20 protein-coding genes are annotated in these 24473 nt (G+C 67.3%); 11 read left to right on the top strand and 9 right to left on the bottom strand.

What is annotated here, in order from left to right; translation table 11 throughout:
• Positions 1–221: 221 nt before the first annotated feature.
• Positions 222–1634 (bottom strand): MFS transporter, encoded by a 1413-nt coding sequence (locus AC1RQK_RS28005; RefSeq protein ID WP_492375139.1) that lies wholly within the window; start codon positions 1632–1634, stop codon positions 222–224.
• A gap of 290 nt (positions 1635–1924) precedes the next feature.
• Entirely contained in the window at positions 1925–2884 is a 960-nt protein-coding gene (locus AC1RQK_RS28000) for a LysR family transcriptional regulator (protein WP_492375140.1), read from the bottom strand.
• Between the two features lie 121 nt (positions 2885–3005).
• Between AC1RQK_RS28000 and AC1RQK_RS27995 the strand changes: the two genes are divergently transcribed.
• Positions 3006–4058, top strand: a complete 1053-nt coding sequence (locus AC1RQK_RS27995) for a Gfo/Idh/MocA family protein (protein WP_492375141.1) — start codon at positions 3006–3008, stop codon at positions 4056–4058.
• Between the two features lie 77 nt (positions 4059–4135).
• A complete protein-coding gene (aroQ, locus tag AC1RQK_RS27990; protein ID WP_492375142.1) occupies positions 4136–4585 on the top strand; it encodes a type II 3-dehydroquinate dehydratase in 450 nt (149 codons plus the stop codon).
• A 514-nt stretch (positions 4586–5099) separates the two neighbouring features.
• Here aroQ and AC1RQK_RS27985 read toward each other — a convergent pair.
• Entirely contained in the window at positions 5100–5933 is an 834-nt protein-coding gene (locus AC1RQK_RS27985; RefSeq protein WP_492376772.1) for a shikimate dehydrogenase family protein, read from the bottom strand.
• A 445-nt stretch (positions 5934–6378) separates the two neighbouring features.
• Here AC1RQK_RS27985 and AC1RQK_RS27980 point away from each other — a divergent pair, with 445 nt between their 5' ends.
• The 3 genes from AC1RQK_RS27980 (at position 6379) to AC1RQK_RS27970 (ending at position 9586) form a co-directional block, all read left to right on the top strand.
• Complete coding sequence (locus tag AC1RQK_RS27980; protein WP_492376773.1) at positions 6379–7524, top strand: 4-hydroxyphenylpyruvate dioxygenase family protein; 1146 nt, start codon at positions 6379–6381, stop codon at positions 7522–7524.
• Between the two features lie 234 nt (positions 7525–7758).
• Entirely contained in the window at positions 7759–8721 is a 963-nt protein-coding gene (locus tag AC1RQK_RS27975) for a hypothetical protein (RefSeq protein ID WP_492376774.1), read from the top strand.
• A 94-nt stretch (positions 8722–8815) separates the two neighbouring features.
• Positions 8816–9586, top strand: a complete 771-nt coding sequence (locus tag AC1RQK_RS27970; RefSeq protein ID WP_492376775.1) for a class I SAM-dependent methyltransferase — start codon at positions 8816–8818, stop codon at positions 9584–9586.
• A 41-nt stretch (positions 9587–9627) separates the two neighbouring features.
• Here the strand turns inward: AC1RQK_RS27970 and AC1RQK_RS27965 are convergent, their stop codons facing one another.
• The 3 genes from AC1RQK_RS27965 to AC1RQK_RS27955 are packed head-to-tail and all read right to left on the bottom strand — an operon-like array spanning position 9628 to position 15589.
• Positions 9628–11124, bottom strand: a complete 1497-nt coding sequence (locus AC1RQK_RS27965) for an efflux transporter outer membrane subunit (RefSeq protein WP_492387171.1) — start codon at positions 11122–11124, stop codon at positions 9628–9630.
• A gap of 1 nt (position 11125) precedes the next feature.
• Positions 11126–14341 (bottom strand): efflux RND transporter permease subunit, encoded by a 3216-nt coding sequence (locus AC1RQK_RS27960; protein WP_492812449.1) that lies wholly within the window; start codon positions 14339–14341, stop codon positions 11126–11128.
• A 15-nt stretch (positions 14342–14356) separates the two neighbouring features.
• On the bottom strand, positions 14357–15589 hold the full coding sequence (locus AC1RQK_RS27955) for an efflux RND transporter periplasmic adaptor subunit (protein WP_492376597.1): 1233 nt from the start codon (positions 15587–15589) through the stop codon (positions 14357–14359).
• A gap of 698 nt (positions 15590–16287) precedes the next feature.
• On the opposite strand from AC1RQK_RS27955, the gene AC1RQK_RS27950 reads away from it, so the two are divergent.
• The 6 genes from AC1RQK_RS27950 (at position 16288) to AC1RQK_RS27925 (ending at position 21006) form a co-directional block, all read left to right on the top strand.
• Entirely contained in the window at positions 16288–16467 is a 180-nt protein-coding gene (locus AC1RQK_RS27950; RefSeq protein WP_492376596.1) for a hypothetical protein, read from the top strand.
• A gap of 46 nt (positions 16468–16513) precedes the next feature.
• Positions 16514–17062 carry a sigma-70 family RNA polymerase sigma factor gene (locus tag AC1RQK_RS27945; protein ID WP_492376595.1) on the top strand — a complete coding sequence of 183 codons (549 nt, stop codon included), beginning with the start codon at positions 16514–16516 and terminating at the stop codon, positions 17060–17062.
• Complete coding sequence (locus AC1RQK_RS27940) at positions 17059–17850, top strand: anti-sigma factor family protein (protein ID WP_492376594.1); 792 nt, start codon at positions 17059–17061, stop codon at positions 17848–17850. Before AC1RQK_RS27945 ends, AC1RQK_RS27940 begins: the two co-directional genes overlap by 4 nt.
• A 196-nt stretch (positions 17851–18046) precedes the next feature.
• Positions 18047–18505, top strand: coding sequence for a hypothetical protein (locus AC1RQK_RS27935; RefSeq protein ID WP_416053151.1), 459 nt, complete (start codon positions 18047–18049; stop codon positions 18503–18505).
• A gap of 309 nt (positions 18506–18814) precedes the next feature.
• Positions 18815–19543: an IclR family transcriptional regulator gene (locus AC1RQK_RS27930; RefSeq protein WP_492376593.1), complete on the top strand. Its 729-nt coding sequence runs from the start codon at positions 18815–18817 to the stop codon at positions 19541–19543.
• A 233-nt stretch (positions 19544–19776) separates the two neighbouring features.
• Complete coding sequence (locus AC1RQK_RS27925; protein WP_492376592.1) at positions 19777–21006, top strand: GGDEF domain-containing protein; 1230 nt, start codon at positions 19777–19779, stop codon at positions 21004–21006.
• A gap of 37 nt (positions 21007–21043) precedes the next feature.
• Here AC1RQK_RS27925 and AC1RQK_RS27920 read toward each other — a convergent pair whose 3' ends face one another.
• From AC1RQK_RS27920 to AC1RQK_RS27910, 3 genes are all read right to left on the bottom strand, one after another.
• Positions 21044–21910, bottom strand: a complete 867-nt coding sequence (locus AC1RQK_RS27920; protein ID WP_492376591.1) for a citryl-CoA lyase — start codon at positions 21908–21910, stop codon at positions 21044–21046.
• A complete protein-coding gene (locus AC1RQK_RS27915) occupies positions 21907–23106 on the bottom strand; it encodes a CaiB/BaiF CoA transferase family protein (protein WP_253933369.1) in 1200 nt (399 codons plus the stop codon). The genes AC1RQK_RS27920 and AC1RQK_RS27915 overlap by 4 nt, the downstream gene beginning before the upstream one ends.
• A gap of 72 nt (positions 23107–23178) precedes the next feature.
• Positions 23179–24156, bottom strand: coding sequence for a Bug family tripartite tricarboxylate transporter substrate binding protein (locus tag AC1RQK_RS27910; protein ID WP_492376590.1), 978 nt, complete (start codon positions 24154–24156; stop codon positions 23179–23181).
• Positions 24157–24473: the final 317 nt, after the last annotated feature.

Raw genomic sequence — 24473 nt, 5'->3', positions numbered from 1 at the left:
TTGTGTTTCAGCGCTTTCAGGGAAATGGGCCCCCCTCGGTGCGTGCGATCGCACTGACATCAGGTGAAAGGAGCGTGACAGGGCCGTGATAGCACCGATATCGCCGATATCGCCAACAAGTGCATATCGGTGGCGGGCGACGGAGGTAGAACCTGGCCTCAGAGAGCGCTGGTCCGCGGCGGACCGGCTGCTCTGTGCTCCCTAGCCAGGCTGTGGTGCGCTCAGGCGGCTGCCCGGGCCACCTTTGTCTCGCCCATGGCCTCGGCGCGCAGCCGGTCATAGTCCTGCTTGTCCATGGGCGCGGCGTCGGGCTCGCCGAGTTCGCTCATGCGGATGCGGTGGGTTTCCCGGGCACTCAGGGCCGCCAGGGCTGCAACGATCGTCACGGCGAAGGTAATCGCGCCGATCGTCAGCGGGATATTGGCCGATCCCGGAGGTGCCACGGTGGCGAACAGCGCGGGAAGCAAGGCGGTGACGGCGGTGCCGATATTCTGCGCGATGGCCATGGCCGACACGCGCGAGCGTGTCGGGAACAACTCGGGGAAGAAGCTCGGGAAAATCGCGTTGTAGCCCTGGTAGACGATGCCCCACATCAGCAGCGATGCCACGATGGCAAGCGGCACGTTATGGATGCTGATGGCGTAGAGATAGAGGAAGGAAAGCAACCCGGAGCTAAGCGCGCCAATGACGATCGGCGGCTTGCGGCCGAACTTGTCGGACAGGTTGCCGACAATCGGAATGACCAGCACTGCGAGGATATTTCCTGCCACAGGAATCCACAGGTAAAGGCTCTTGTCGAAGCCGATGCCGTACGCCGGCTGCACCGCGTAGGCTGCGCCGAAGATCGTGGCTACCACCGGGATCACGTTCATCAGGGCCATGCACACCACGCGGATCATGTCGCGCCAGCTGAACTTGAAGGCTTCGATGATGGGCGAACGCACCACTTCGCCAGCCTTGGCTTCCTTGGCAAACGCCGGCGTCTCGGAGACTTCACGGCGGATGATGAAGCCGGCCACCAGCACGACGGCGCTCAGCAGGAACGGAATGCGCCAGCCCCAGGCATTGAACGCGTCCGACGGCATGTAGTAGGCAAGCGGCAGGAAGACTGCGGCGGCCAGGATCTGGCCGGCCTGCACGCCCTGGAGCGTGAAGCTGGCGTAGTAGCCGCGGCGCCCGAACGGCGCGTGCTCCAGGATCATCGAGCTGGCGCCGGAGATTTCACCGGCGACCGCGAAGCCCTGGATCAGGCGAAGGATAACCAGGAGCACCGGGGCGAGCATGCCAACCTGGCTGTAGGTCGGCAGCAGGCCGACTGCCACGGTCGAAAAGCCCATCAGGAACATGCACAGCACCAGCACGTTCTTGCGCCCGTGGGTGTCGCCCCAGTGGCCCAGGAAGAGGGCGCCGATGGGGCGGGCGATATAGCCGACACCGTAGGTTGCCAGCGAAGCAACGATGGCGACCTTGGGGTTGCCCGAGGGGAAGAAAATCTGGGGGAAGAGCAGCGACGCTGCCGTCGCATAGATGAAGAAATCGTAGTATTCGAGTGCCGAGCCGATCCAGCCGCTCGCGGTCGCCTTCTTGGTCTGGCGCTTGCCGTGCAGGTCACGGTCATTGAGGGTAGTAGCCAATTTCGTCTCCAATCATTGTTGGCTGGAAATTAAGCGATCCCTTGATCGTCGACAAGGCGAATTCTCGCAATTTGCGCGCTATTCGCGCAGACTGCGCGATATACGCGCAAAAGCCGGGTTTCTACCAGCGGGATGGCACCCCCAATCCGTTGCAAGGAGCGGTCGGATCCCACGCCCGTCTCAGGAGCGTGGCAGCCTCACCGGGGTTGTCTGCTTCATCATAAAAGTGATTTTTAGGTCATGCGGCGCTGGTTGGTGTCAGTTCACGCCCGTTTCCGACGTGCGGCACGCTACGCTGCTCCGGCTTCCAGGCTGGTTGCCAGCGCGTGTGGTCCTTGCGTGAGCTGCACCTTGAGGAAATCGATGCAGGCCCGCATCTTGGCCGAGCTTGAGGCGCGCGCGGTGGTCACCGCCCATACGTCGGCCGGCTGGTGGTACGCGGGCAGCACGCGCACCAGTGCGCCGCTGCGGATGCTGCTGGCCACGTCCCATATCGAAGCCATGATGATGCCGTAGCCTTCGTGCGCCCACTGGCGCACGATATCGCTGTGGTTGGAGGCCGTGGGCCCGGTGATCTTGACGGTTTCCGTGCCGCTGGGCCCGGCCATGCGCCATACCCCGAAGCGCTGGTCGCGGTCGCGAAAGGGCAGGCAGTCGTGCTGTGCCAGTTCTGCGAGAGTCCGGGGCTGGCCGTGCCGGACCAGGTAGGAGGGCGCGGCGCAGAGGATGCGGCTGCCCGGGGCGATCTTGTGGGCGATCAGGTGGGGTTCCTGGACTTCGCCCACGCGGATGTCGAGGTCGAAGTTCTCGGCGATCAGGTCGACGCGGCGGTCCAGCAGTTCCAGCCAGACTTCGAGCGCGGGATGGCGCTGGCGCAGCAGGGACAGCGCCGGGCAGAGGTGGTCGCGCCCGAGCCGCAAGCTGGTGCTGATGCGCAGCAGGCCCCGTGGCTCCGCGCTTGCGCCGCCAACCGCTTCCAGCATGCTCTCGACGTCATCCAGGATCTTCTGCGCCCACAGGAAGGCCGCTTCACCGTCGGCGCTCACGCTGACACGGCGCGTGGTGCGGTGGAACAATTTGACGCCGAGCATGGCCTCGAGGGTGGCGATGCGCTTGCTCACATGCGCGGCGGACAGGCCCATCTCGTTGGCGCCGGCGCTAAAGCTGGCGCGCCGGGCCACGGTGCAGAACAGGCGCAGATCCCGGAGGAAGGGATCATTGTTCGCCAATGGGACATTGTGACTTTCCATGACGCCTGATTATCGTATCGACGTATAACAGTACGCTGTGCTGATGGCCCCTGTCCAGGCGGCCGGATACGGGGCTCACCCCGGGGGCTCACCCCACGGTCATCCCTCACCAGCACAGCAAATGACAAAGCTCAGAATCGGCATTGCCGGCGCCGGCCTGATTGGCCGCCGCCATATGGAACTGGTGCAGGCCAGCCCGGCCTGCGAGCTGGCCGCCATTGCCGACCCCGCATCGGCCGCGGCCGAGGTGGCGCGCGCTACGGGCGTGCCCTTGTACGCTTCGCTAGATGCACTCCTTGCAGCGCAACGGCTCGATGGCATGATCCTCGCCACGCCAAACAAGCTGCATGTGGCAGACGCGCTGGCCTGCTTGCGCGCGGGCGTTCCGGCGCTGATTGAGAAGCCCGTGGCGCACAGCCTGGAGGAGGGCATGCGCTTGCGCCGGGCAGCCGAGGCGGCCACTGCAAAGCTGCTGGTAGGACATCACCGCGCGCACAGCCCGCTGCTGGCCCGCGCGCGCGAAATCGTGCAGCAAGGCGTGCTGGGCACGCCCGTGGCGGTGGTTGGCACGGCGATGTTCTGCAAGCCCGATGACTACTTCGCGGCGGCGCCGTGGCGCCGCCAGCCTGGCGGCGGGCCGATCCTGATCAACATGATTCACGAGATCGGCAACCTGCGGGCCTTGTGCGGCGAGATCGTGGCGGTGCAGGCGATGGCGTCGAACGCCGCGCGGCAGTTTCCGGTCGAGGACACGGTGGCGATCAACCTGCGCTTTGCCAATGGCGCGCTCGGCACGTTCATGCTGTCCGATAGCGCGGCTTCGGCGCGCAGTTGGGAGCAGACTTCGCGGGAGAACGCGGACTATGCCAGCTATCCGGACGAGGATTGCTATGTGATCGCCGGCACGCGCGGCTCGCTCGCGGTGCCAACCATGCGGCTCAAGACCTATGCGCAAGACCAGGACCGCTCGTGGTTCAGGCCCTTCCAGGCCAGCGTGGTCGAGCTCACGCGCGAGGATCCGCTCGCGCGCCAGCTCGCGCATTTCTGCGACGTGATCCGCGGCGCCGCCGCGCCGCTTGTCACCGTGCATGACGGGCTGCAGAATCTGCGCGTGACCGAAGCCATCGCCGAAGCTGCGCGCAGCGGGCGCATTGTCGAGACGGTGGACGCCTGAGCCGGGCGTCTTCAAGCCGGCGGCAACCGGCCGGCAGCAATCAACCAGACCCATCAGAGGAAACCAGAGGAACCACCATGAAATCCGTACTCGTCCTGAACGGGCCCAACCTGAACCTGCTGGGCACGCGCGAGCCGCAGATCTATGGCTCGACCACGCTCGCCGATGTCGAGGGCAGCCTGCGCCAGCAGGCCGGCCAGCTGGGTTTGTCCCTGGCCTGCTTTCAGAGCAACCATGAGGGCGCCATCGTCGATCGCATCCACGCAGCGCGCACCGAAGGCGTCAGCTTTATCCTGATCAATCCGGGCGCCTTCACCCACACCAGCGTGGCGATCCGCGACGCGTTTGCCGGGGTCGCCATTCCCTTCGTCGAGGTACATATCTCGAATGTCCACAAGCGCGAGGCGTTCCGCCATCACTCCTACCTGTCGGATATCGCGGAGGCGGTGATGGCGGGGTTCGGCACCCAGGGGTACGGGCTGGCGTTGCAGTTCATCGCCGCGAAACTGGCGGGCACGCCAGCCTGACAAATCCAATGCACAGGCCGAAGCCGCCGAACAGGCCAAAGCCATACGCTACGACGACGGCTGCTCCCAGTCTGCTCCCTCTCCCCCGGCCCCTCCCACAAGTGGGAGAGGGGAGCCAACCAGCGGCAAGACCAACCAACTGTGGTAGCCGTGTTTCCCGCCCGAAGGGGCGGAAAACACCCAAGCGCGATGCGAAGCGAGCCGTCAGGGTGTACCTAGGCCGTATGGGGCGCCTCGGGATTCGGCGAAAAGAGCGGAAAAGAGGGACCCATGTCTGAGTATCGCCTCAAGGCGATGCGAGTTTGGGTCCCGGCCGCTCTTTTCGCCGAAGCCCGAGGGGGTAGTCGCCCCATCCGGCGCGCCTTCTTTGCCTACTTTCTTGGCAAGACAAGAAAGTAGGTCGCCTCCCCGCAGGGGAGGTGAAACCGCCTTTGACTTTAAGCAGTTAAGCAGTTAAGCAGTTAAGCAGTTAAGCCGTTGAATTTGCAGTGAAAACCGCACGGATGGCAAACACTCAATAGGCGATCCTGGCAACGGCGCGCAGTTCCTCGGCCGTGGCCGTGCCAAAACCAAAGAATTCAAGATAGGCGGGAATCATCTCGAACAGCATGTCGGTGCCCACCTGGACCTGGCAGCCGCGCTCCAGCGCCGCGCGCAGCAAAGGCGTGTACTCCGTCTTCATCACGACCTCGCCCACCCAGGCTTGCGGGTCGATGCGGCTGACGTCGAAGGGCAGGGGATCGGCCTCGTTCATGCCCAGCGGCGTGGCATTGACCACCAGCTGGTAGCCGGCAGGATCGTTCGAGCCGGTGCCGACCTGCAATTGCGGGTAGTGCGCCTGCAGCCGCGCGGCCAGTGCCTGCGCCGAGGCGTCGCGCGCATCGAACAGGCCTAGCCGCGCCACCCCGGCGCCGGCCAGCGACGCGGCAATGGCCGAACCCACGCCGCCGCAGCCGGACACCAGCACGCTGGCACCCTGCAGCTGGCAGCCTTTGCGCTGGATGCCGCGCACGAAGCCCGCGCCATCGAACTGATCGCCGAGCAGGGTGCCGTCGTCGCGCAGCAGTACCGCGTTGCAGGCGCCGGCGATGCGGGCCGTCGGGGTGAGCGCATCCACCAGCGCCATGGTGGAAACCTTGTGCGGCATGGTGATAAGCGCGCCGCGCAGGTTGGTCAGCCGGAACAGCGCGCGCAAGCCATCGGCGAAGTGCTCGGCTTTCAGGCCCATGGGCACCACGACGGCATTGATGCCGCGCTGCGCGAACCAGGGGTTGTAGATCATCGGCGCCTTGAAGGACTCGGTGGGGTAGCCGATATGCGCGATGAGGATGGTCTTGCCGTCGATCATGGTGGTGTCCGTGTTGCCTGTTGCTCTACTTGTTGCCGTCTGTTCCGCAAGGTGGAAGCGAGGTGGGTAGCGCAAGCTTAAAGGGTGAAATGAGGCGAACCAAGAGGTGTAATGCGCACTATGCGCGATAGACGGACGTATGTGCGCGCTTATGGGGCGAAATTCGGGTTTGCCCCGGTGGATGAGGCCATTTTGCGGGGAAGGCATCAAAACTAAGGGTTTACCCATGATTGGTGCGTTCATCGCGCGCTGGCGCACGAATAGCGCGACAGGCCGGGGCGCTCCCATTGTTGGCGCGCGGGGCGCCCGCTACGCTTCGGCTGCCGCTGGCCGACCCCGCCACGGCGCCACGGCGGGGCACGGCGCCGGGCTAGAGCGAAGCCATGGCCCTTGCTATGATGGCTAACACCCGCAGCCACCACGGACCACATAAAAAGGAGCAGACATGAGCCGACCGGCAGACGTTTTTTCGCCGCGCGCCGACGATTTCCAGCCTTGGGAGAACCCGCTGGGCATCATGGGTTATGAGTTCGTCGAATTTGCGTCCCCCGATCCCGCGGCGCTTGGGCGTACCTTCGAGCGTTTCGGCTTTCATGCCATTGCCCAGCACCGGCACAAGAACGTGAAGCTGTTCCGCCAGGGCGAGATGAATTTCATCGTTGACGCGGAGCCGGATTCCTTCGCCACCCGCTATGCCTCCGAATATGGCCTCTCGATCTGCGCGGTCGGCATCCGCGTGAACGATGCCGCCACGGCATTCGCGCGCGCGGTCGATGCCGGTGCATGGCCGTTCGAGGCCGGCACGGTCGGCCCGATGGAGCTGAATATCCCGGCCATCCAGGGCATTGGCCGATCCATCATCTACTTTATCGACCGCTGGCGCGGCAAGGAGGGGCGGCCCGGCGACGTGGGCGACATCTCCATCTACGACGTGGATTTCCGCGCGCTGGCGCATGCCGCCACGGATACTGCCGCCACTACCGCTGGCGCCGGCCTGGCCCGCGTGGATCACGTGACGCAGGCGGTCGACCCCGGGCATCTGGAAGAGTGGCTCGATTTCTACCGCAAGGTGCTGGGCTTTCGCGAGATCCATGAGGTCAATGCCGGCTGGCATGTCGCGAGCGATTCCCGCGTGCTGCTTTCGCCCTGCGGCCTGATCCGCATCCCGATCTACGAGAAAGGCACGCAGCGCCACGACCAGATGGAGCACTACCTGTCGGGGCATCATGGCGAGGGCATCCAGCACATTGCGCTGGCGACCGACGACCTGGTGGCCAGCGCCGCCGCCCTGGCGCGCAACGGCGTGCGCTTTGTCGAGCCGCCCGCGGCCTACTACGACACTGTCGACGCGCGCGTGCCGGGCCACGGGCTGGATCTGGTGGCCTTGCGGCGCTACGGCATCCTGGTGGACGGCGCGCTGCGCGCCGACGGCACGCGCGAGGCCTTCCTGCAAGCCTTTGCCCGCCGCGAGGCCGGCGAGTTCTTCTTCGAAATCGTCCAGCGCGACAACTACCATGGCTTCGGCGAGGGCAACCTGCCCGCGCTGGAGGCCGCCATGGGCTCCGCCACTACACCCGACGCCCCGGCTTGAGGGCCCGGATGGCAGCCGGCCCGCCTTGACGGCGCGGACCAGCTCGCGGATAGTGCGGTGCGCGGCATCCGCGTGGCCATTTGCCACGGTTTCCGCAGTTCGTGATTCTCGCTTTGCCTCCCGCTTTGCCTCCCTATCCCTGGCCGCGCAGCCGCGGCCCTTGCGCCCGCCGTCAACATGACCTTTTGCTCGCTTCGTGCCGCCTCTGCGGATTCCCGACGTATTGCCAGGCGGATGCTGGCGCCGGCCCTGGCGCTTTGCCTCGGCTTGTCCGCCTGCTCGCGGCATGAGGCCCCGCCCGCGGCGGCTGGCGCTTCGTCCGCGCAGGCCGCGCCGGCCTCCGCCGCGGTGGCGCAGGCCGACACCCTCAAGCGCGAGGCCTTGATCCTGCTGGCCTTTCCCGCCTGGCGCGACGACGACAAAGGCCGCGTGGTGCGCGCCGCGTTGCCGGACCCGGACTACAAGGGCACGGGCGAGGCGCCGCTGGTGGAGGGCACCATCGATGTCAAGCCGATCCAGGTGATCCGGCTGGACGACACCCATGCGGCGATGCTGACCGAGGGCATGGTGGTGGATGAAGGCGGCACGCGCAACAATAGCCACGCGGCGGGTGCCTGGCTGGGCGCGTACTTCTTTACGCGCGATGCCACGGCCAGTGGCGAAAGCCCCGGCGGCTGGCGGCTCAGCCGGCGCGTTGATGGCTACGACTTCTCAGGCGGGCAAGGCTCGCTCGGCGAGTCCTCGATCGCGAAGATATCGGCCACGGACTTTGCGCTCACCCTGACCTGGGGCGGTTGCTGGCAAGGCTATTGCGGCAGCTGGGCGTCGTTCTATCGCCTGGCGCCGGGGCAGATCTCCACCCTGCTGGCCGGCGAGGCCATGAGCGCGGAGAATTCCGGCGCGCTCGAGCCATGCGAGGAGGCGCTGTCAGGCAAGTCCGCCGTGCTCGCGCAACGCGGCGCGGATAGCCAGGACGCCGGCGAGCAGGTCTGCTATGCGGTAGAGGGCAAACCGGCATTTGCCCTTGGCGCGGACACGCCGGGTGACCTGACCGTGACGTTCCGGGGCCAGGAGGTCAAAGTACCGGGAGGCGCGGCCAAGCCGCGGCGCAAATCGCTGGATGCGGTGGTGCGCTATCGCTTCCAGGACGGCAAGTACCAGGTCAGCCAGGGCGAGAACCCGGTGCCTTCGTTCTAGTTCCACTTCCTTCCTCCACTCCAGGGCCGCTGCGGCAAGGGGCTGGCTCCGGAGTGCCTGTCCAACGCACGAGAGAGATGAGAGACGCGCAACCATGACCGACATCCACCACGCCGCTGCCCAGGGCTTTTCCAGCCAGGCCGATACCTACGCCCGCGGGCGCCCCGACTATCCGAGCGCGCTTGGCGGCTGGCTGACGACGGAGCTCGGCCTGCAGCCCGGCAAGACGGTGCTGGACCTGGGCGCCGGCACCGGCAAGTTCAGCCGCCTGCTGCTGGCCACCGGCGCCAGCGTGATCGCGGTGGAACCCGTGGCCGCGATGCGCGCCCAGCTAAGCGCCGCCTTGCCCGCCGTGCAGGCGTTGGCGGGCACGGCCGAGGGCATCCCGCTGCCCGACGCCAGTGTCGATGCGGTGGTCTGCGCGCAGGCGTTCCACTGGTTTGCCAACGCCGCGGCCATGGCCGAGATCGGCCGTGTGCTGCGCCCGGGCGGCAAGCTCGGCCTGGTGTGGAACGTGCGCGATGAGTCGGTCGACTGGGTGGCGCAGCTGACCGCCATCATGACCCCGCTCGAGGGCGACGCGCCGCGCTTCTACAAGGGTGACTGGAAGAAGGTGTTCCCGGCCAGCGGCTTCGGCGAGCTGGGGCTGGCCAGCCTGCCTTACGAGCACGTTGGCCCCGCGCAGCAGGTGATCGTGGACCGGGTGATGTCGGTCAGCTTCATTGCCTCGCTGCCGGCCGCGGAGCAGGACGCGGTGCGCGCCCGGCTGCTGGCTGTGATCGACGGCAGCCCGGCGCTGGCCGGCAAGGCCAGCGTGGCGTTTCCCTACCGGACCGAGGTGTATAGCTGCCAGCGGCTGGCCTGACGGACCCGCTGCGGACCCGCAGCGGACACACATCGGGCACGCTACGGCGCGGCCGCCGGGCCTGGCGCGTTCGCGCTGTAGTCGAGCGGCGCGTCCGAGGGGCGGGGCGTGTCGCCCGCGCGCTCGATCCAGCCGCCGCCGAGGAACTGGTAGAGATCGACCAGGTTGGTCAGCCGTTGCAGCCGGGCGTTGATCAGCAGCAGTTGCGCGCTGTAGAGGTCGTTCTGCGCGGTCAGCACGCTCAGGTAGCTGTCCACCCCGTTGCGAAATCGCAGGTCCGACAGCACCAGCCGCCGCTCTTGCGAGCCGGTGAAGCGCTCAAGCGCCTTGATCTGGTTGTCGAAGGTGCCGCGCGCCGCCAGGCCATCGGACACCTCCCGAAAGGCGGTCTGGATGGCCTTCTCGTAGGTGGCGATCTCGATGCGCTTCTGTACCTGCGCCAGGTCCAGCGCGGCGATGTTCTGGCCGCCCTGGAAGATCGGCAAGGTGATCTGTGGCGCGAACGACCAGGCGCCGGAGCCCGGCTTGAACAAGCCGCCCAGCGTGGGCGACAGCGTGCCCGCGCTGCCGGTGAGCGTCACCCGCGGGAAAAACGCCGCGCGCGCCGCGCCGATGTTGGCATTGGCTGCCCGCAGCGATTGCTCCGCGGCGGCTATGTCCGGGCGCCGGGTCAGCAGGTCGGACGGCAAGCCCGCCGGGATGTCGGCCAGCAAGGCCTGGCTGTTGAGCGGCAGGCCAGGCGGCAGGTTATCCGGCAGCGGCTCGCCCACCAGCAGCACCAGTGCATTCTCGGACTGCGCGCGCAACCGGCTTTCCGTTTCCAGGTTGGCGCGCGCCTGCTCGACCACGCCTTCGGCCTGGCGCAGGGCCAGCTCCGAGCCCGTGCCGACGTCAAACTGCAGGCTGGTGATGCGTAAAGACTCCTCGGCCGTCACCAGCGTTGCGCGCGTGACGGCCAGCGCGTCGTCGTAGCTGAGCATGGTGAGGTACTGGTTCGCCACCGACGACAGCAAGGCTAGCTCCGCCGCCCTGCGGTTTTCCGCCAGCGACAGGAACTGCGCGAGGGCCTGGTCGTTCAGGCTGCGGATGCGGCCGAAGAAGTCGATTTCCCACGACGCGCTGAGGCCCACCGAATACTCGCCGGAGATGGTCTTGCCAAGGAAGGACAGGTTCTCCGGCGTGCGCGAGCGGCTCTGCGAGGCCACCGCGTTGACGGCCGGGAACAGGCCGGCGCGGCTGATCTGGTACTGCGCGCGCGCCGCCTCCATGTTCAGCACCGACACGCGCAGGTCGCGGTTGTTCTTGAGCGCGAGTTCCAGCAAGCGCTGCAGGCGCGCATCGGCAAAGAAGTCCCGCCAGCCGATCTCCGGGGCCGGCGTGCTGGCCGTGGCGCTGGCGGCGTCCGGCTGGGCGTCGTAGACGCCGCCGGCCGGGAAGGTGGGGGCAACGGGGGCGGCGGGGCGCTCATAGCGCGGCTGGAGCGTGCAGCCGGCAGCCAGGATGGCGGTGGCGGCGGCGATCAGTGCGAGTCTGGGCATCTCAATGTCCTTGGCCAGGCGTGCCGGCGTCGCCATCGCTGCTATCGCTGCTATCGTCATTGCCGCCGCCCGCATGGCCGGACGGGACGGGCGCAGGCGGCGACCCGGGCTTGTGCTTGGTCTTGCTGAACTTGCCGATCACGACGAAGAACATCGGGATCATGAAGATCGCGAGGAAGGTGGCGGTCAGCATCCCGCCGATCACGCCGGTGCCGATCGCATGCTGGCTGCCGGAGCCGGCGCCATTACTGAGCGCCAGCGGCAGCACGCCAAGGATGAAGGCCAGCGATGTCATCAGGATCGGGCGCAAGCGCAGGCGTGCCGCCTCCACCGCCGCGTCGACGGTGCTCATACCCTGGTCGCGCAGGTCGCGGGCGAACTCCACGATCAGGATGGCGTTCTTCGCCGACAGCCCCACCGTGGTCAGCAGGCCGACCTGGAAGAAGACGTCGTTCTCCAGCCCACGCAGGGTGGCGGCCAGCAGCGCGCCCAAAATCCCCAGCGGCACCACCATGATCACCGAGAACGGGATCGACCAGCTCTCATACAGCGCGGCCAGGCAAAGGAACACGACGAGGATCGAGATGCCATAGAGCAGTGGCGCCTGCGAGCCGGATTGGCGCTCCTGGTACGACAAGCCGGTCCATTCGTAGCCGATGCCGTCGGGCAGCTTCTGCGCGATGGCTTCCATGGCGTTCATCGCCTGGCCGGTCGATTTGCCGGCTGCCGCCGAGCCCTGGATCTCGACCGCCGGGATGCCGTTGAAGCGTTCGAGCTTGGGGGACCCGAAGATCCACGCCCCCGAGCCGAAGGCGCCGAAGGGCACCATCGTGCCAGTCGCATTGCGCACGTACCAGGCGTTCAGGTCCTCCGGGTTCATGCGGAACCTCGGTTCGCCCTGCACGTAGACCTTCTTGATCCGGTTGTCGGTATCGAGGAAGTTGTTCACGTATAACGACGCCCAGGCGGTCGAGAAGGTCTGGTCGATGTCGGCGGCGCTGACGCCCAGCGCATTGGCTTTTTCGCGGTCGATGTCGACCTTGAACTGCGGCGTATCGTTCAGGCCGTTCGGGCGCACCTGTGCCAGCAGCGCGTCCTTGGCCGCCATGCCGAGCAGCATGTTGCGCGCCTGCATCAGCTTCTCGTGGCCCACGCCGGCACGGTCCTGCAACTCGAAGTCGAAGCCTGCGGCCGTGCCGAGTTCCGGAATGGAAGGGGGGTTCAACGGGAACACGTTGGCGTCCTTGTATCCGGCAAAGTGCCCGAAAATCCGCCCGACCAAAGCGGGTGCTTTCAGGTTGGCGGACTCCCGCTGGGAGAAGTCCTTGAGCCGCACGAACACCAGGCCCGAGTTCTGGCCGCGGCCGGCAAAGCTGAAGCCGTTAACCGTCAGCACCGCTTCCACGGATTCCTTCTCGCTGTTGAGCAGGTACTCCTGCACATCCAGCAGCACCTTGGCGGTACGCTCCTGCGTGGAACCCACGGGTGCCTGCACCAGCACGAACATGGTGCCCTGGTCCTCTTCGGGCAGGAAGGCTTTCGGCAGGCGCACGAACAGCAAGCCCACCAGCAGGATCACCATCAGGTAGATGACCAGCCAACGGCCCGAGCGCCGGATCACGTGCTCCACGCCGCCGTGGTACTTCTTCTGGCTCCTGGCGAAGGTGCGGTTGAACCAGCCGAAGAAGCCGGTCTTTTCATCGTGGTGGCCTTTCGGGATCGGCTCGAGCATGGAAGCGCACAGCGCCGGCGTCAGGATCAGGGCCACCAAGACGGACAGCACCATGGCGGCAACGATGGTCAGTGAAAACTGCCGGTAGATCGCTCCCACCGAGCCGCCGGAGAATGCCACCGGCACGAACACCGCCGAGAGCACCAGCGCCACGCCCACCAGCGCGCCGGTGATCTGCTCCATGGCCTTGCGCGTGGCGTCGCGCGGCGACAAGCCTTCCTCGGCCATGACCCGCTCGACGTTTTCCACCACCACGATCGCATCGTCCACCAGCAGGCCGATGGCCAGCACCATGCCGAACATCGACAGGGTGTTGATCGAGAAGCCAACGACCGACATCACCGCGAAGGTGCCCAGCAGCACCACGGGCACCGCGATGGTCGGGATCAGCGTGGCGCGCAGGTTCTGCAGGAACAGGTACATCACCAGGAACACCAGCACGATGCCCTCGATCAGCGTCTTGATCACTTCCTCGATCGACAGCGTGATGAACGGCGTGATGTCGTACGGATACTCCACCACCACGCCTTGCGGTGCGTAGCGCTGCAGGTCGGCCATCTTGGCGCGCACCGCCTTGGCCGTGGCCAGCGCGTTGGCGCCGGTGGCGAGCTGGATGCCGAAGGCCGCGGTCGGCCGGCCGTTGTACTTGGTGTCGAAGTTATAGTTCTCGCCGCCCAGCTCGATGCGCGCCACATCCCTCAGGCGCACCTGCGAGCCGTCGGTATTCACCTTGAGCAGGATATTGCCGAACTGCGCGGGGGTTTGCAGCAGCGTGGCCTCGGTGATGGTGGCTTGCAGCATCTGGCCCGGCACCGACGGCGTGCCGCCCAGGCTGCCGCCAGCGACCTGCACGTTCTGCGCGGCCACCGCGTTCTTGACGTCGATCGGGGTCAGGCTGTAGTTGTTCAGCTTGGTCGCGTCGAGCCAGATCCGCATGGCGTACTGCGAGCCGAACAGCGTCACCGTGCCGACGCCGTCGATCCGGCTGACCGGGTCCAGCACCTTCGACGCCACGTAGTTCGCCAGGTCGTAGCGGCCCATGCTGCCGTCCTTGGACACGAAGGCGAGGATCAGCAAGAAGCTGCTGCTCGACTTGGTGACCTTGGTGCCCAGCTGCTGCACGGCCTGCGGCAGCAGCGGGGTGGCCAGTTGCAGCTTGTTTTGCACCTGGACCTGCGCAATGTCCGGGTTGGTGCCGGCCGCGAAAGTGAGCGTGATGGTGGCGGTGCCGGAGTCGTCGCTGGTCGACGACAGGTACAGCAGGTGGTCCAGGCCGCTCATCTGCTGCTCGATTACCTGCGTGACGGTGTCTTCGACGGTCTTGGCGGAAGCGCCGGGGTAGGTGGCGCTGATCTGCACGGCCGGCGGGGCAATCGTGGGGTACTGGGCAATGGGCAGCGTGGTGGTCGCGGCGAGGCCGGCCAGCATCAGGATGATCGCGATCACCCACGCAAAAATCGGCCGGTCGATAAAGAACTTTGCCATGAAGCTGGCTCCCGGTTATTGCGCGGCCGATGCTGCCGATGCTGCGGAAGGCGCCGATGCCGCTGGCGCGCCGGCGCCAGGCATGGCCTGCGCGCCGGAGGCCGGCTGCGCCGGTACCTGGGCTTCGACCGGCTTGACCGTCATGCCCGGCTTGGCTTTTTCCACGCCATTGACGATCACGCGATCGCCCGGCTGCAGGCCGCTGTCCACCACCCATCCGCTGCCGTAGGTGCCGGTGGTGACAATCTGGCGTTGCGTCACCTTGTTGTCCTGGCCGACGACCAGCGCCACGGCCTGCCCCTTCGCGTCATGCGTGACGCCGATCTGCGGCACGACGATGGCCTTGTCGTTGACGCCCTCGTCGATGCGCGCGCGCACGAACATGCCGGGCAGCAGCACGCGATCCTTGTTCGGGAAGATCGCACGCACCGTCACGGATCCCGTGCTCTGGTCCACGCTCACGTCGGTGAACTGGAGCTTGCCGGGCTGCGGATAGGCGCGTCCGTCTTCCAGCAGCAGCGTGACCTTGGCGGCATTGGCGCCGGTGGTCTGCAGGCGGCCCTCCTGGATCTGGCGGCGCAGCCGCAGCCCCTCGACGCTCGATTGCGTCAGGTTGACGTAGACCGGGTCCAGTTGCTGCACCGTGGTCAGCAGCGTGGCCTGGCTGGCCTGCACATAGGCGCCCGGCGTGACCTGCGACAAGCCGCTGCGTCCGCTGATGGGGGACACGACATCGGTGTAGCCCAGGTTGATCTGCGCGGTTTCCACCCCTGCCTTGCCCGATGCCACGTCGGCCACGGCCTGGCCCAGCGCGGCCACGGCGTTGTCGTAGTCCTGCTTGCTCACGGCGTTGGACGCCACCAGGATCTTGTAGCGCTGGACCAGTGCGTTCTGCGTGCCCACGTTGGCTTGTGCCTTCGCCAGCACGGCCTTGGCGTTGTTGAGCGCGGCAATGTAGGGCGTTGGGTCGATCTTGTAGAGGCGCTGGCCCAGCTTGACCTCATCGCCCTCGGTGAACTCGCGGCGCAGCACGATGCCGTCGACCCGCGCGCGCACCTGCGCGACCAGGTACGCGCTGGTGCGGCCCGGCAGTTCGGACGTGACGGGCACGGTGGCCGGCTTGACGGTGACGACGCCGACCTCCAGCGTCTGCGGCGGCGGCGCGGCGGGCTTCTGTCCGCATGCAGCAAGAATTACGGCAACCGTCGCGGCACTGATATGGCGAAAGGGAACCCGCTCGATGCGCATGAAGGGACCTCGGAATCGGTGAAAGTGGACGAGAAGCACAAACAACACGCGCACGCGCTGGCCACCCGGCATGGACAGGCAGAGCCGCTACACGGCACGGTAATCGGAGCCGTGCGCCGGCAACCGTTGTCCCGGTTGGCGCCTGGCAGGTGAGCAACCGCCGCCCCGGCCTTGCCGGCTGGCGGGCGGCTGTCGTGGATTCGGCTATGGATAGGCGCTGCGATCAGGGCGCCGGCGATGGCCGCAAGCCTCGCGCGGCGTGCGGGACAGGCCGCTAAAGCTTGGATGCCCGACCCTGCCATGCGGCGTGGCAGGACAAAGGCGAAGAGGGTAGGGGGAGGTGATTTCCGCAAACCGAATGCGAGCCCGTATCAGTGCACTCATGCCAGCCATTGCGCGATCACGGCATCGTGTCGTTGCACGCTGTGGCCCTTCCGGCACCGCCACAGCCGGGCGAAATGGTGCATCACATCACTCTAGATCACTTGCATGACAAAGCAAGAAGCGTCTCGAAGTATCGTGCGCCGCACGGGCCGGGCCAAGATGTGGGCCATGCTGCGCGCTGCGTGGGAGCGGGGGCAAAACATCCGCTTTGCGGAATAAAACCGGGGCGCCACGCGTTTACTCGGGTGGGCAGGACCGATTGGCGGCATCACCCGATGGCGTCACCATGCGGCCCGCCCGCCAAGGAGACCAACATGAAAGCGCTCCGCCTGGTTTCTGCCCTGCTGCTAGCCTTGATGGCGGTGGCGGCCTGTTCTTCCGATGGCGGTGGCGACGGGTCCGGCGGCGCCTCGGCCTCGCGCGATGGCAGCCGCGGCACGAGTGGCACGAGTGGCACAAGTGGCACCGGCGGCATGGGGACGAGGGGATATTGATCCCTGCCCCGATGCCTGCAGATGCGCCCCCCATGTCCTGTCAGCAGTGAGCGTTGGCGACGACATCGCGGTCTGGCTTCCGCAGCTGCGGCGCTATGCGCGCGCGCTCACCGGCGACGCGGCGTGGGCCGATGACCTGGTACAGGACACCGCGGAGCGCGCGCTTGCCCAAGGCAAGCGGCTGCCCGCAGGCATCCAGGCCCGGGCCTGGATGCTGACCGTGCTGCGCCACCTTTACATCGATCAGTTGCGCCGGCGCCGCGAAGTGGCGCTGGATGCGGCCGATCCGCTCTGGCAGCGGCAGGCGGCCCCTGCCAGCGAAGTCGACGGGCTGATGCTGCGCGATGTGCAGCGTGCGCTGTACCGCCTGCCGATCGAGCAGCGCGAGGTGCTGCTGCTGATCGTGCTGGAAGGCCTGCGCTACCAGGAAGCCGCCGCGGTCTTGCACGTGCCGCTGGGCACGGTGATGTCGCGCCTGTCCCGCGCGCGCGAGCATCTGCGCGCGTTGCTGGCCGATGGCGCCGGCGGCTCTGGTGGCACGGGTGGCGCCGGCGAGCGGCACGTACCGCTAAGGGTGGTGAGGAACACGCCATGAACGACGACCGCGGCCCCGGCCCCGCCTCTGACCCGAACGCCAGCGAGCCTGCACCCGACCTGGCGCGGCTGTGCGCGCTGGTGGACGGCGAATTGCCCGAGGCCGAAGGGGCGGCCCTGCGCGCGGCCCTCGCGCATGACGCGCGGGCGGCGGAGCTGGCGGAGCACTATGTCCAGCAGAACGCCGCGCTCAAGGCCTTGTTCCCGCTGCCAGCGGACCTGCGCTACGTGCTGGTCCGGGCGCGCGTGCCGTGGTGGCGCAGTGCGCTTGCCGCCACGGGCTGGGTGATGGCTGGCCTGGCGCTTGCATTCGGCGTGGCGTGGCTGCCAGGCGCCAGCGCGGACCCCAACGCATTTGCGCGCCGTGCCGACGCCGCCTATGTGGTGTTCGCGCCTGAAGAGCGTCATCCGGTCGAGGTGGCGGCAGCCGACCAGGCGCACCTGCGCGCGTGGTTGTCGCGCCGGCTCGCGCGTACGCTCACCATTCCGTCGCTGGACGAATACGGCTTCACGCTGCTGGGCGGTCGCCTGCTGGCGGGCGAGGCAGGCCCGGCCGCCCAGCTGATGTACCAGGACCCGGCCGGCGAGCGGCTCACGCTCTACATCACGCCGGCCGCGCCCGCCCTGGCCACGCTTGGCGTGCTGCGCCAGGCGGATCGCCGCACCTTTTACTGGGTCAGCGGCGGGGCCGGCTATGCGCTCTCCGGCCAGTTGGCCGAAGCGCGGCTGCGCGCCATCGCCGGCGATGTCTGCGCGAGCCTGGGCGGCGATCCGCAGGCATGGCAATAACAAGGGACAAGGGAGCGCGGAACGCAGCGGGAATGCATGGAATAAACGGGGCGCCTGATCCGTTTACCGAATGCAGGAACGCGCGCCGCGCAAGCGTGCCAGCGGGTCCGGCAGGCAAACCGATGTGCCGCGGGATGCGGTTCGGGCAATAGCCCGGCGCATCGCAACGTCGGGCATTCGATCCCGGGATGACATCATGAGCAAGGCTCTGGGTGCCGTGGCGGCGTTACTTGCCGGCCTCGGCCTGAGCGCGCCCGCGGCGGCGCAGGCGGTGGCCGCGGACGCATGGAATGGCTATTCGTCGCCTTGCCAGCAGATGGCAGGGCAGGTGGAGATCGACGGCTACCTGCAACAGGTGGTGGGGCTGGCCTGCCTGCAGCCGGATGGCTCCTGGCAGATGGTGGATAGTTCGGGCGGCGCGGTGGCGTATGGGCAGCCGGCTTACTACTACGACCCTTGGTACTGGACGCCGGTTGGCGTCGGCTTTGGCGCGAGTTTTATCTTTGTCGACCGCTTTCATCACGCGCACAACATGCACCGCGTGTTCCTGCCGCGCCCGGGCGGCGGCTTCCATGGCGGCTCGCGCGGGTCGTTTGTCGGCGCGCCACGCGGCGGCTTCCAGGGCGGGTTCCATGGTGGCGGCCATCATCACTGACGCAGGACGGCGCCCAATGTGAATGCGCGACAGGCGCCGCCACCGGATTGCTTGGCCGCACGCTTCGCGCGGGCCCTGCGTCGCTTCGCCGCAGGGCCTCTGGCCAGCGAGGCATCCCTCCACACCCGCTCGTGGCACCGATTGACAAGGCTGGTACCGTTCTGTACCGTGGAACTCCGTGCGGCTATGCCACTGGCTTTCCCCGGCCGACGGGATGCCGGCCCTGTGCCACGCCGCCGCTCCGCTTTTTCCCGCATTCCTGCATTCCCGCATTCCCGCATTCCTGACCTTTCCTGCCCTGTTTCCTTCATGCCACGTAAAGCCGCCCAGCTCTCCGAAGCCGACAAACATGCCGCCGAAGGCGGCGCCGTAGCCGTAGACCGGGCCTTGTTCGTGCTTTCCGCGTTCCACCTGGGCGACACCACGCTGAGCCTGGTGGAGCTGGCCCAGCGCACCGGGCTCTACAAAAGCACGCTGCTGCGCCTGCTGGCGTCGCTGGAGCATGCCAGGCTGATCCTGCGCCATACCGATGGCCGCTATGGGCTAGGCCCGGAAGTAGCGCGGCTGAACTCGGTGTATTCGGCTTCGTTCTCGCTCGAGCTCATCGTCATGCCGGTGCTGCGCCAGCTGGTGCAGGCCACGCGCGAAAGCGCCGCTTACCACGTCGAGCAGGGCGAGCACCGCCTGTGCCTGTACCGCGTCGACTCGCCCCAGCCGGTGCGCGACCATGCCAAGGCGGGCGAGCTGCTGCCGCGCAACCGCGGCGCCGGTGGCCGCGTGCTGCGCGCGTTCAGCGGGGCGCGGGGGGACCTTTACCAGAAGATACGGGAAGAGGGCGTCGCGGCGATGGTCGGGGATCGTCTCCCGGAGATTGCCGGCGTATCGTCGCCGGTGTTTGGCCCGGACGGCGAGCTCAAGGGCGCGCTGACCCTGACCTGCCCGACGCCGCGCTTCGACGAGGCCTTCCGCCCGCACGTCCTGCGGGCAGCCCGCGACCTGACCCTGGCGCTGGGGGGCACGTTCCCGTTTCCCGCCTGAGCTGCCCCAGATCGGTGCGGAACCGGTTCGGGTGTGGTGTTTGCTCCCCGGCGTTTGCGCCTTGCTCCTTGTGCCGTGCCCGGCAGCCAGGACGATGCCCGGCTTGTCGGGGGTGGCCCTGTCGGCGTCCGTGGCGATATCATGCGCCTTTGCGAAGTTGACCACGCAACCGGGCCTGCCTCTGAAGCCTTCCGTCAACGTCACCGGCAACACGGCATCTTCAAAGGAATTCCGTGCAGTTAGACCAGCAAACGATTGTCGTCGTCATGGTGGTGGTGTACGCCAGCACGCTGGCCATTTCGGCCGGCCTGCTCGGCGCCTTGCGGCCCAGCGCGGCCGGGCGCCTGTGGGCGCTCGGGCATCTGCTGGTGTCGGCCGCCGGGCTGGTGCTGGCGGCCAACGCTTCGGCCAGGCTGGTCTACGTCAGCGCGGGCGGGGCGGCTGCCTTTATCGCCGGCAGGCTGCTGATCTACCGCGGCGTGCGGGTGTATTACGGCATGGCGTCGTGGGATCGCACGCTCGCGGTGGGCGTGACGGTGGCAGCGCTGGCGCTGGTTGGCGCCGCCGGCATGGCTGGCGGCCAGGCACGCATGCATGTGATCGGCTACGGCTGCCTGGCCCTGGTGGCGGTGCTGACGGTCGTCACCCTGCTGCATGCCTACGATGGCCGGCGCAGCGTGGGCACGCCCCTGGTGGTGATTGCCAGCCTCGTTCACCTGGCCACGCACCTGGCCGGATTCGCCGCCGGGCTGGCAGGCAACGTGGCCTCAGGACCGTTCTATGCCAGCAGTGCCAACGGGATCTTGCTGGTGGCGCCGCTGGTGGGCACCTTGCTGGCCTTGTTCGGGTTTACGGTCATGGCGATGGAGCAGGTCATTGCCACCAATGAAAGCGGCGCCAGGCTCGATGCGCTGACGCGCCTGCTCAACCGGGGCGCGCTCGACAAGGCGGCCATCAGCCTGGTGGCTGCCTGGGAGCGTCACGGCCAGCCCTTGTCCTGCCTGGTGATCGATATCGACCATTTCAAGCAGGTCAATGACCGGCATGGCCACCATGCCGGTGACACCGTGCTCAAGCTGATCGCCGAGGCTATCGACAACTCGCGGCGTGCCTCCGATGTGGCCGGGCGCTACGGCGGCGAGGAATTCTGCATCCTCTGCCCGCATACCGACGAGGGCCAGGCCACCGCGCTGGCCAACCGGATCCTGAAAAAGGTGCGCGGCATTGCGCTGCCCGGCGACTCGGCGGCGTTTGCCAGCGTCAGCATCGGCGTGGCCGAGCTGCGGGGCGGGGCGGCGGGGGTGGAAGGGTTATGGCGCGCCTTGTTCGCGGCGGCCGACCGGGCGCTCTATGCGGCCAAGGAGTTTGGCCGGGACCGCTATACGCTGGCGTCCTGGATGGCGCCGTCCACGCGCCCGGTGCCCGGCGACGTGGGCGACTCCGCCCACGTGCCTGGCCGCTAGGACCGCTAGGGCCGGTAGCGTTGCCTCTGAGCCTGGATCAGTCCTGCGCCGTCGGCACGTCCCGGGGCGGGTGGCCGTCGTAAGTCCAGATGTACTGGCGCGGGATCGGGCCCTTGTTGCGGCCGCCTTGCTGCGTTTGCTCCCAGGCATGCGCCAGGATCCCGACCGAGCGCGACAGGCAGAACAGCCCGCGCGCCAGCGGCGCCGGGAAGCCCAGCTCCGCATAGATCACGGCCGTGGCCCCGTCGATATTCATGGGAATCGGCTTGCTGCGGCCCGCGCCCAGTTCGGCCTCCACCGCGCGTGCAATGGTGGCGAAGCGGCCCGAGACCACGCCATCGGCCGCGGCCTGGCCCACCAGCGCCAGCAGGCGCGGGGCGCGCGGGTCTAGCGGATGGAAGCGGTGGCCGAATCCGGACACGAACTTGCCGTGGTTGTCGCGGTAATCCGCCAGGGCGGCCTTGACCGCGGCTTCCTGGGTTTCGCCGCCGTCGATACGGCGTGCCACATCCTGGTACAGCTCCACCGCCTGCTCGCCGGCGCCGCCGTGCACATCGCCCAGCACGTTGACGGCGGACGCCATCGCATTGTTCAGGCCCACGCCACAGGTGGCGGCCATGCGGGCGATGGCGATGCTCGGCGCTTGCGGGCCGTGGTCCACCGCCGACATCAGCGCGGCGTCCAGCAACTCGCCTTGCCCGCGCGCCGGCAGCTCGCCGCGCAGCATCAGCCAGATCATCTGCGCGAACGACACCTGGCCGATCAGTTGCTCGATGGGATAGCCGCGGTAGCGGATCTCGCCGGGCTGCATGTCGATGATCTCGGTGCGCCACCAGTCCTGGGAGAGGCGCTGGCCTTCGTTGATGTCATTGGTGCCGGTGTTTGCCTTGGTAGGTTCACTCATACCGCGCGCTCCTTTTGCAGGGTTTCGATATCCGCCTCGCCGTAGCCAAGCTGGGCGAGGATCTCACGGGTGTGCTGGCCGAGCTCCGGCGGCGGGGTGTCGACCGACGGGGCCTCGCCATTGAGCTTGAAGCCCGTGCGCACCAGCCGGATGTCGCGGCCCACGCCGGGCACGTCGGCAAACTCACCGATCATGCCGCGCCCGCTCACCTGCGGGTGATCCAGCGTTTGCGGCACGCTGTAGACCGGGCCGGCCGGCACGCCCGCCTCGTTGAACAGTTTCCACCACGCATCGGCGGATTTCTTCGCCAGCTCTGCCTCCAGCTCGCGCGTGAGTTCGGCGCGGTTGGCCAGCCGCGCCTGGCGCTGCGCGAAGCGCGCGTCGGTGGCAAGTTCCGGGCGGCCCACCACGCGGCAGACCGCTTCGAACTGCTCCTGCTTGTTGGCAGCGATATTGATCAGGCCCTCGCCGGTATGGAACGCGCCCGACGGGCTGGCCGTCATGTTCTCATTGCCCATCGGCGCCGGGGTCTTGCCTGCGATCAGGTAGTTGGACACCACCCAGCCCATGGTGGCCAGGGTGGCTTCCAGCATCGACACGTCGATGAAGTAACCCTCGGTGCGCTGGTGATCCGCCAGCGCGGCGGCCACGGCAAAGGCCGCGGTGATGCCGCCGATGGTGTCGGAGACCGGGTAGCCCACGCGGTATGGCGCGGTCTGCGGGTCGCCGGTGATGCTCATCACCCCGGACATCCCCTGGATGATCTGGTCGTACGCCGGCAGGTCCGACAGCGGGCCGTCCTGCCCGAAGCCGGAAATGGCGCAATAGATCAGCTTGGGATGGATCTGCTTGAGCGCCTCGAAGCCCAGCCCCAGGCGGTCCATCACGCCGGGGCGGAAGTTCTCCACCAGGACGTCGGCGCTCTGCACCAGCTTGCGGAAGACTTCCTTGCCGCTCGCGTGCTTGAGGTTGATGGTGATGGAGCGCTTCCCGGGGTTCTGCGCCAGGAAGGACACGCCCATGAGCCGGCTGTTGAGCTCGGCGTCGGCGCCCAGCTGGCGGGCCAGGTCGCCGGTGCCGGGGGTTTCCACCTTGATGACCTCGGCGCCCATATGGGCGAGCTGGTGGCAGCAGAAGGGCCCGGCCAGCACGTTGGTGAGGTCGAGGACGCGGATATGGCGTAGCGGTTTTTGCATGGCGAGGCTTTGAGGTGTGGGTGCCGCGGCGCTTCGCAGTGGCGAAGCCGGCCGCGGCGAGCGGCGAAGGCGTTACTCTACCTTGGCGCCGGACTGGCGCACGAGGGTGCCCCAGCGGGTGTTTTCAGCCTTGATGAACGCGGCCAGGTCTTGCGGGGAGCCGCCGCGCGGCTCGCTGCCTTCCTCACGCATCTTGGCGATGGTATCGGGCTGGGCGATGGCCTTGTTGATCTCCTCGTTGACGCGCTTGACGATCTCCGCCGGCGTGCCGGCCGGCGCCACCAGCGCCTTCCAGTCCTCCGCCTGGAAGCCGGCATAGCCGCCTTCGATCACGGTCGGCACGTCGGCCAGCAGCGGCAGGCGCTTGGCCGAGGTCACGCCGAGTGCGCGCAGCTTGCCGGCCTTGATCATCGGCAGCGCGATCGGCGGCGTGGCGAAGTAAAAGTCGGTCTGGCCGCCCAGCAGGTCGGTCAGCGCCGGCGAGGCGCCCTTGTAGGGCACATGCAGCATCTTGATGCCCGTGCGGCGCGCGAACATCTCGCCCGTCAGGTGGCCCACAGTGCCCGTGCCGGCCGACGCCATCGAGAGCTGCCTGGCCTTGCCGGCGGTGACCAGGTCGGCCAGGTTCTTGTACGGCGCGTCCTTGCGCACGATCAGCACCAGCGGTTGCGCGGAAACCAGTGCCACCGGGGTGAAGTCCTTGACCGCGTCGTAGGGCATCCTGGGGTACAGCGTGGGATTGATCGCCAGGTTGGCAGTCTGGCCCATGCCGAGCGTGTAGCCATCGGGGCGGGCCTTGGCCACCGCGTCCATGCCGATATTGCCGCCCGCGCCAGCGCGGTTTTCCACCACCACGTTCCAGTGGGTGGTCATGCCCACCTTGTTGAACACCAGGCGCGCCATGACGTCGGTGCCGCCGGCCGGCGGGAAAGGGACCACCAGGCGTACCGGCTGGCTCGGATAGGTGTCCGCGGCAGCGGGGATGGCACCTGCGGCGAGCAGGGCGGGGACTGCGAGCAGCAGCAGGGCGCGGATGGGGAAGCGTTTCATTGTGTTGTGTCTCCGGATTGGGGTGGTGCACGGCACCGGCGGATGGTTTTTGTGTTCTGTAGAATAGAACGTTAGTCTTACTTAGGGAATTTAGGTGGGAGGATAGGAGGGGGGAGGGGGGATGTCAAGGGGTGGGGTTTGGGAGGGATTTGTTGCGGCGTCGGTTTTTGTAGCCAAGGGCCGTACGACATCTGCCTGCGGGGTTGGTCTGCTGTTTCTTTGTACGGCGATGGTTTTTGGACCCAAGAGCCATACGACATCCCCCTGCGGGGGCTGCCGGTCACTCTTCTTTGCGTCGGCAAAGAAGACTAACGAGA

Source organism: Cupriavidus sp. GW822-FHT02D05 (genome assembly GCF_058802485.1).
This window is presented reverse-complemented; position numbering and strand designations above follow the sequence as displayed.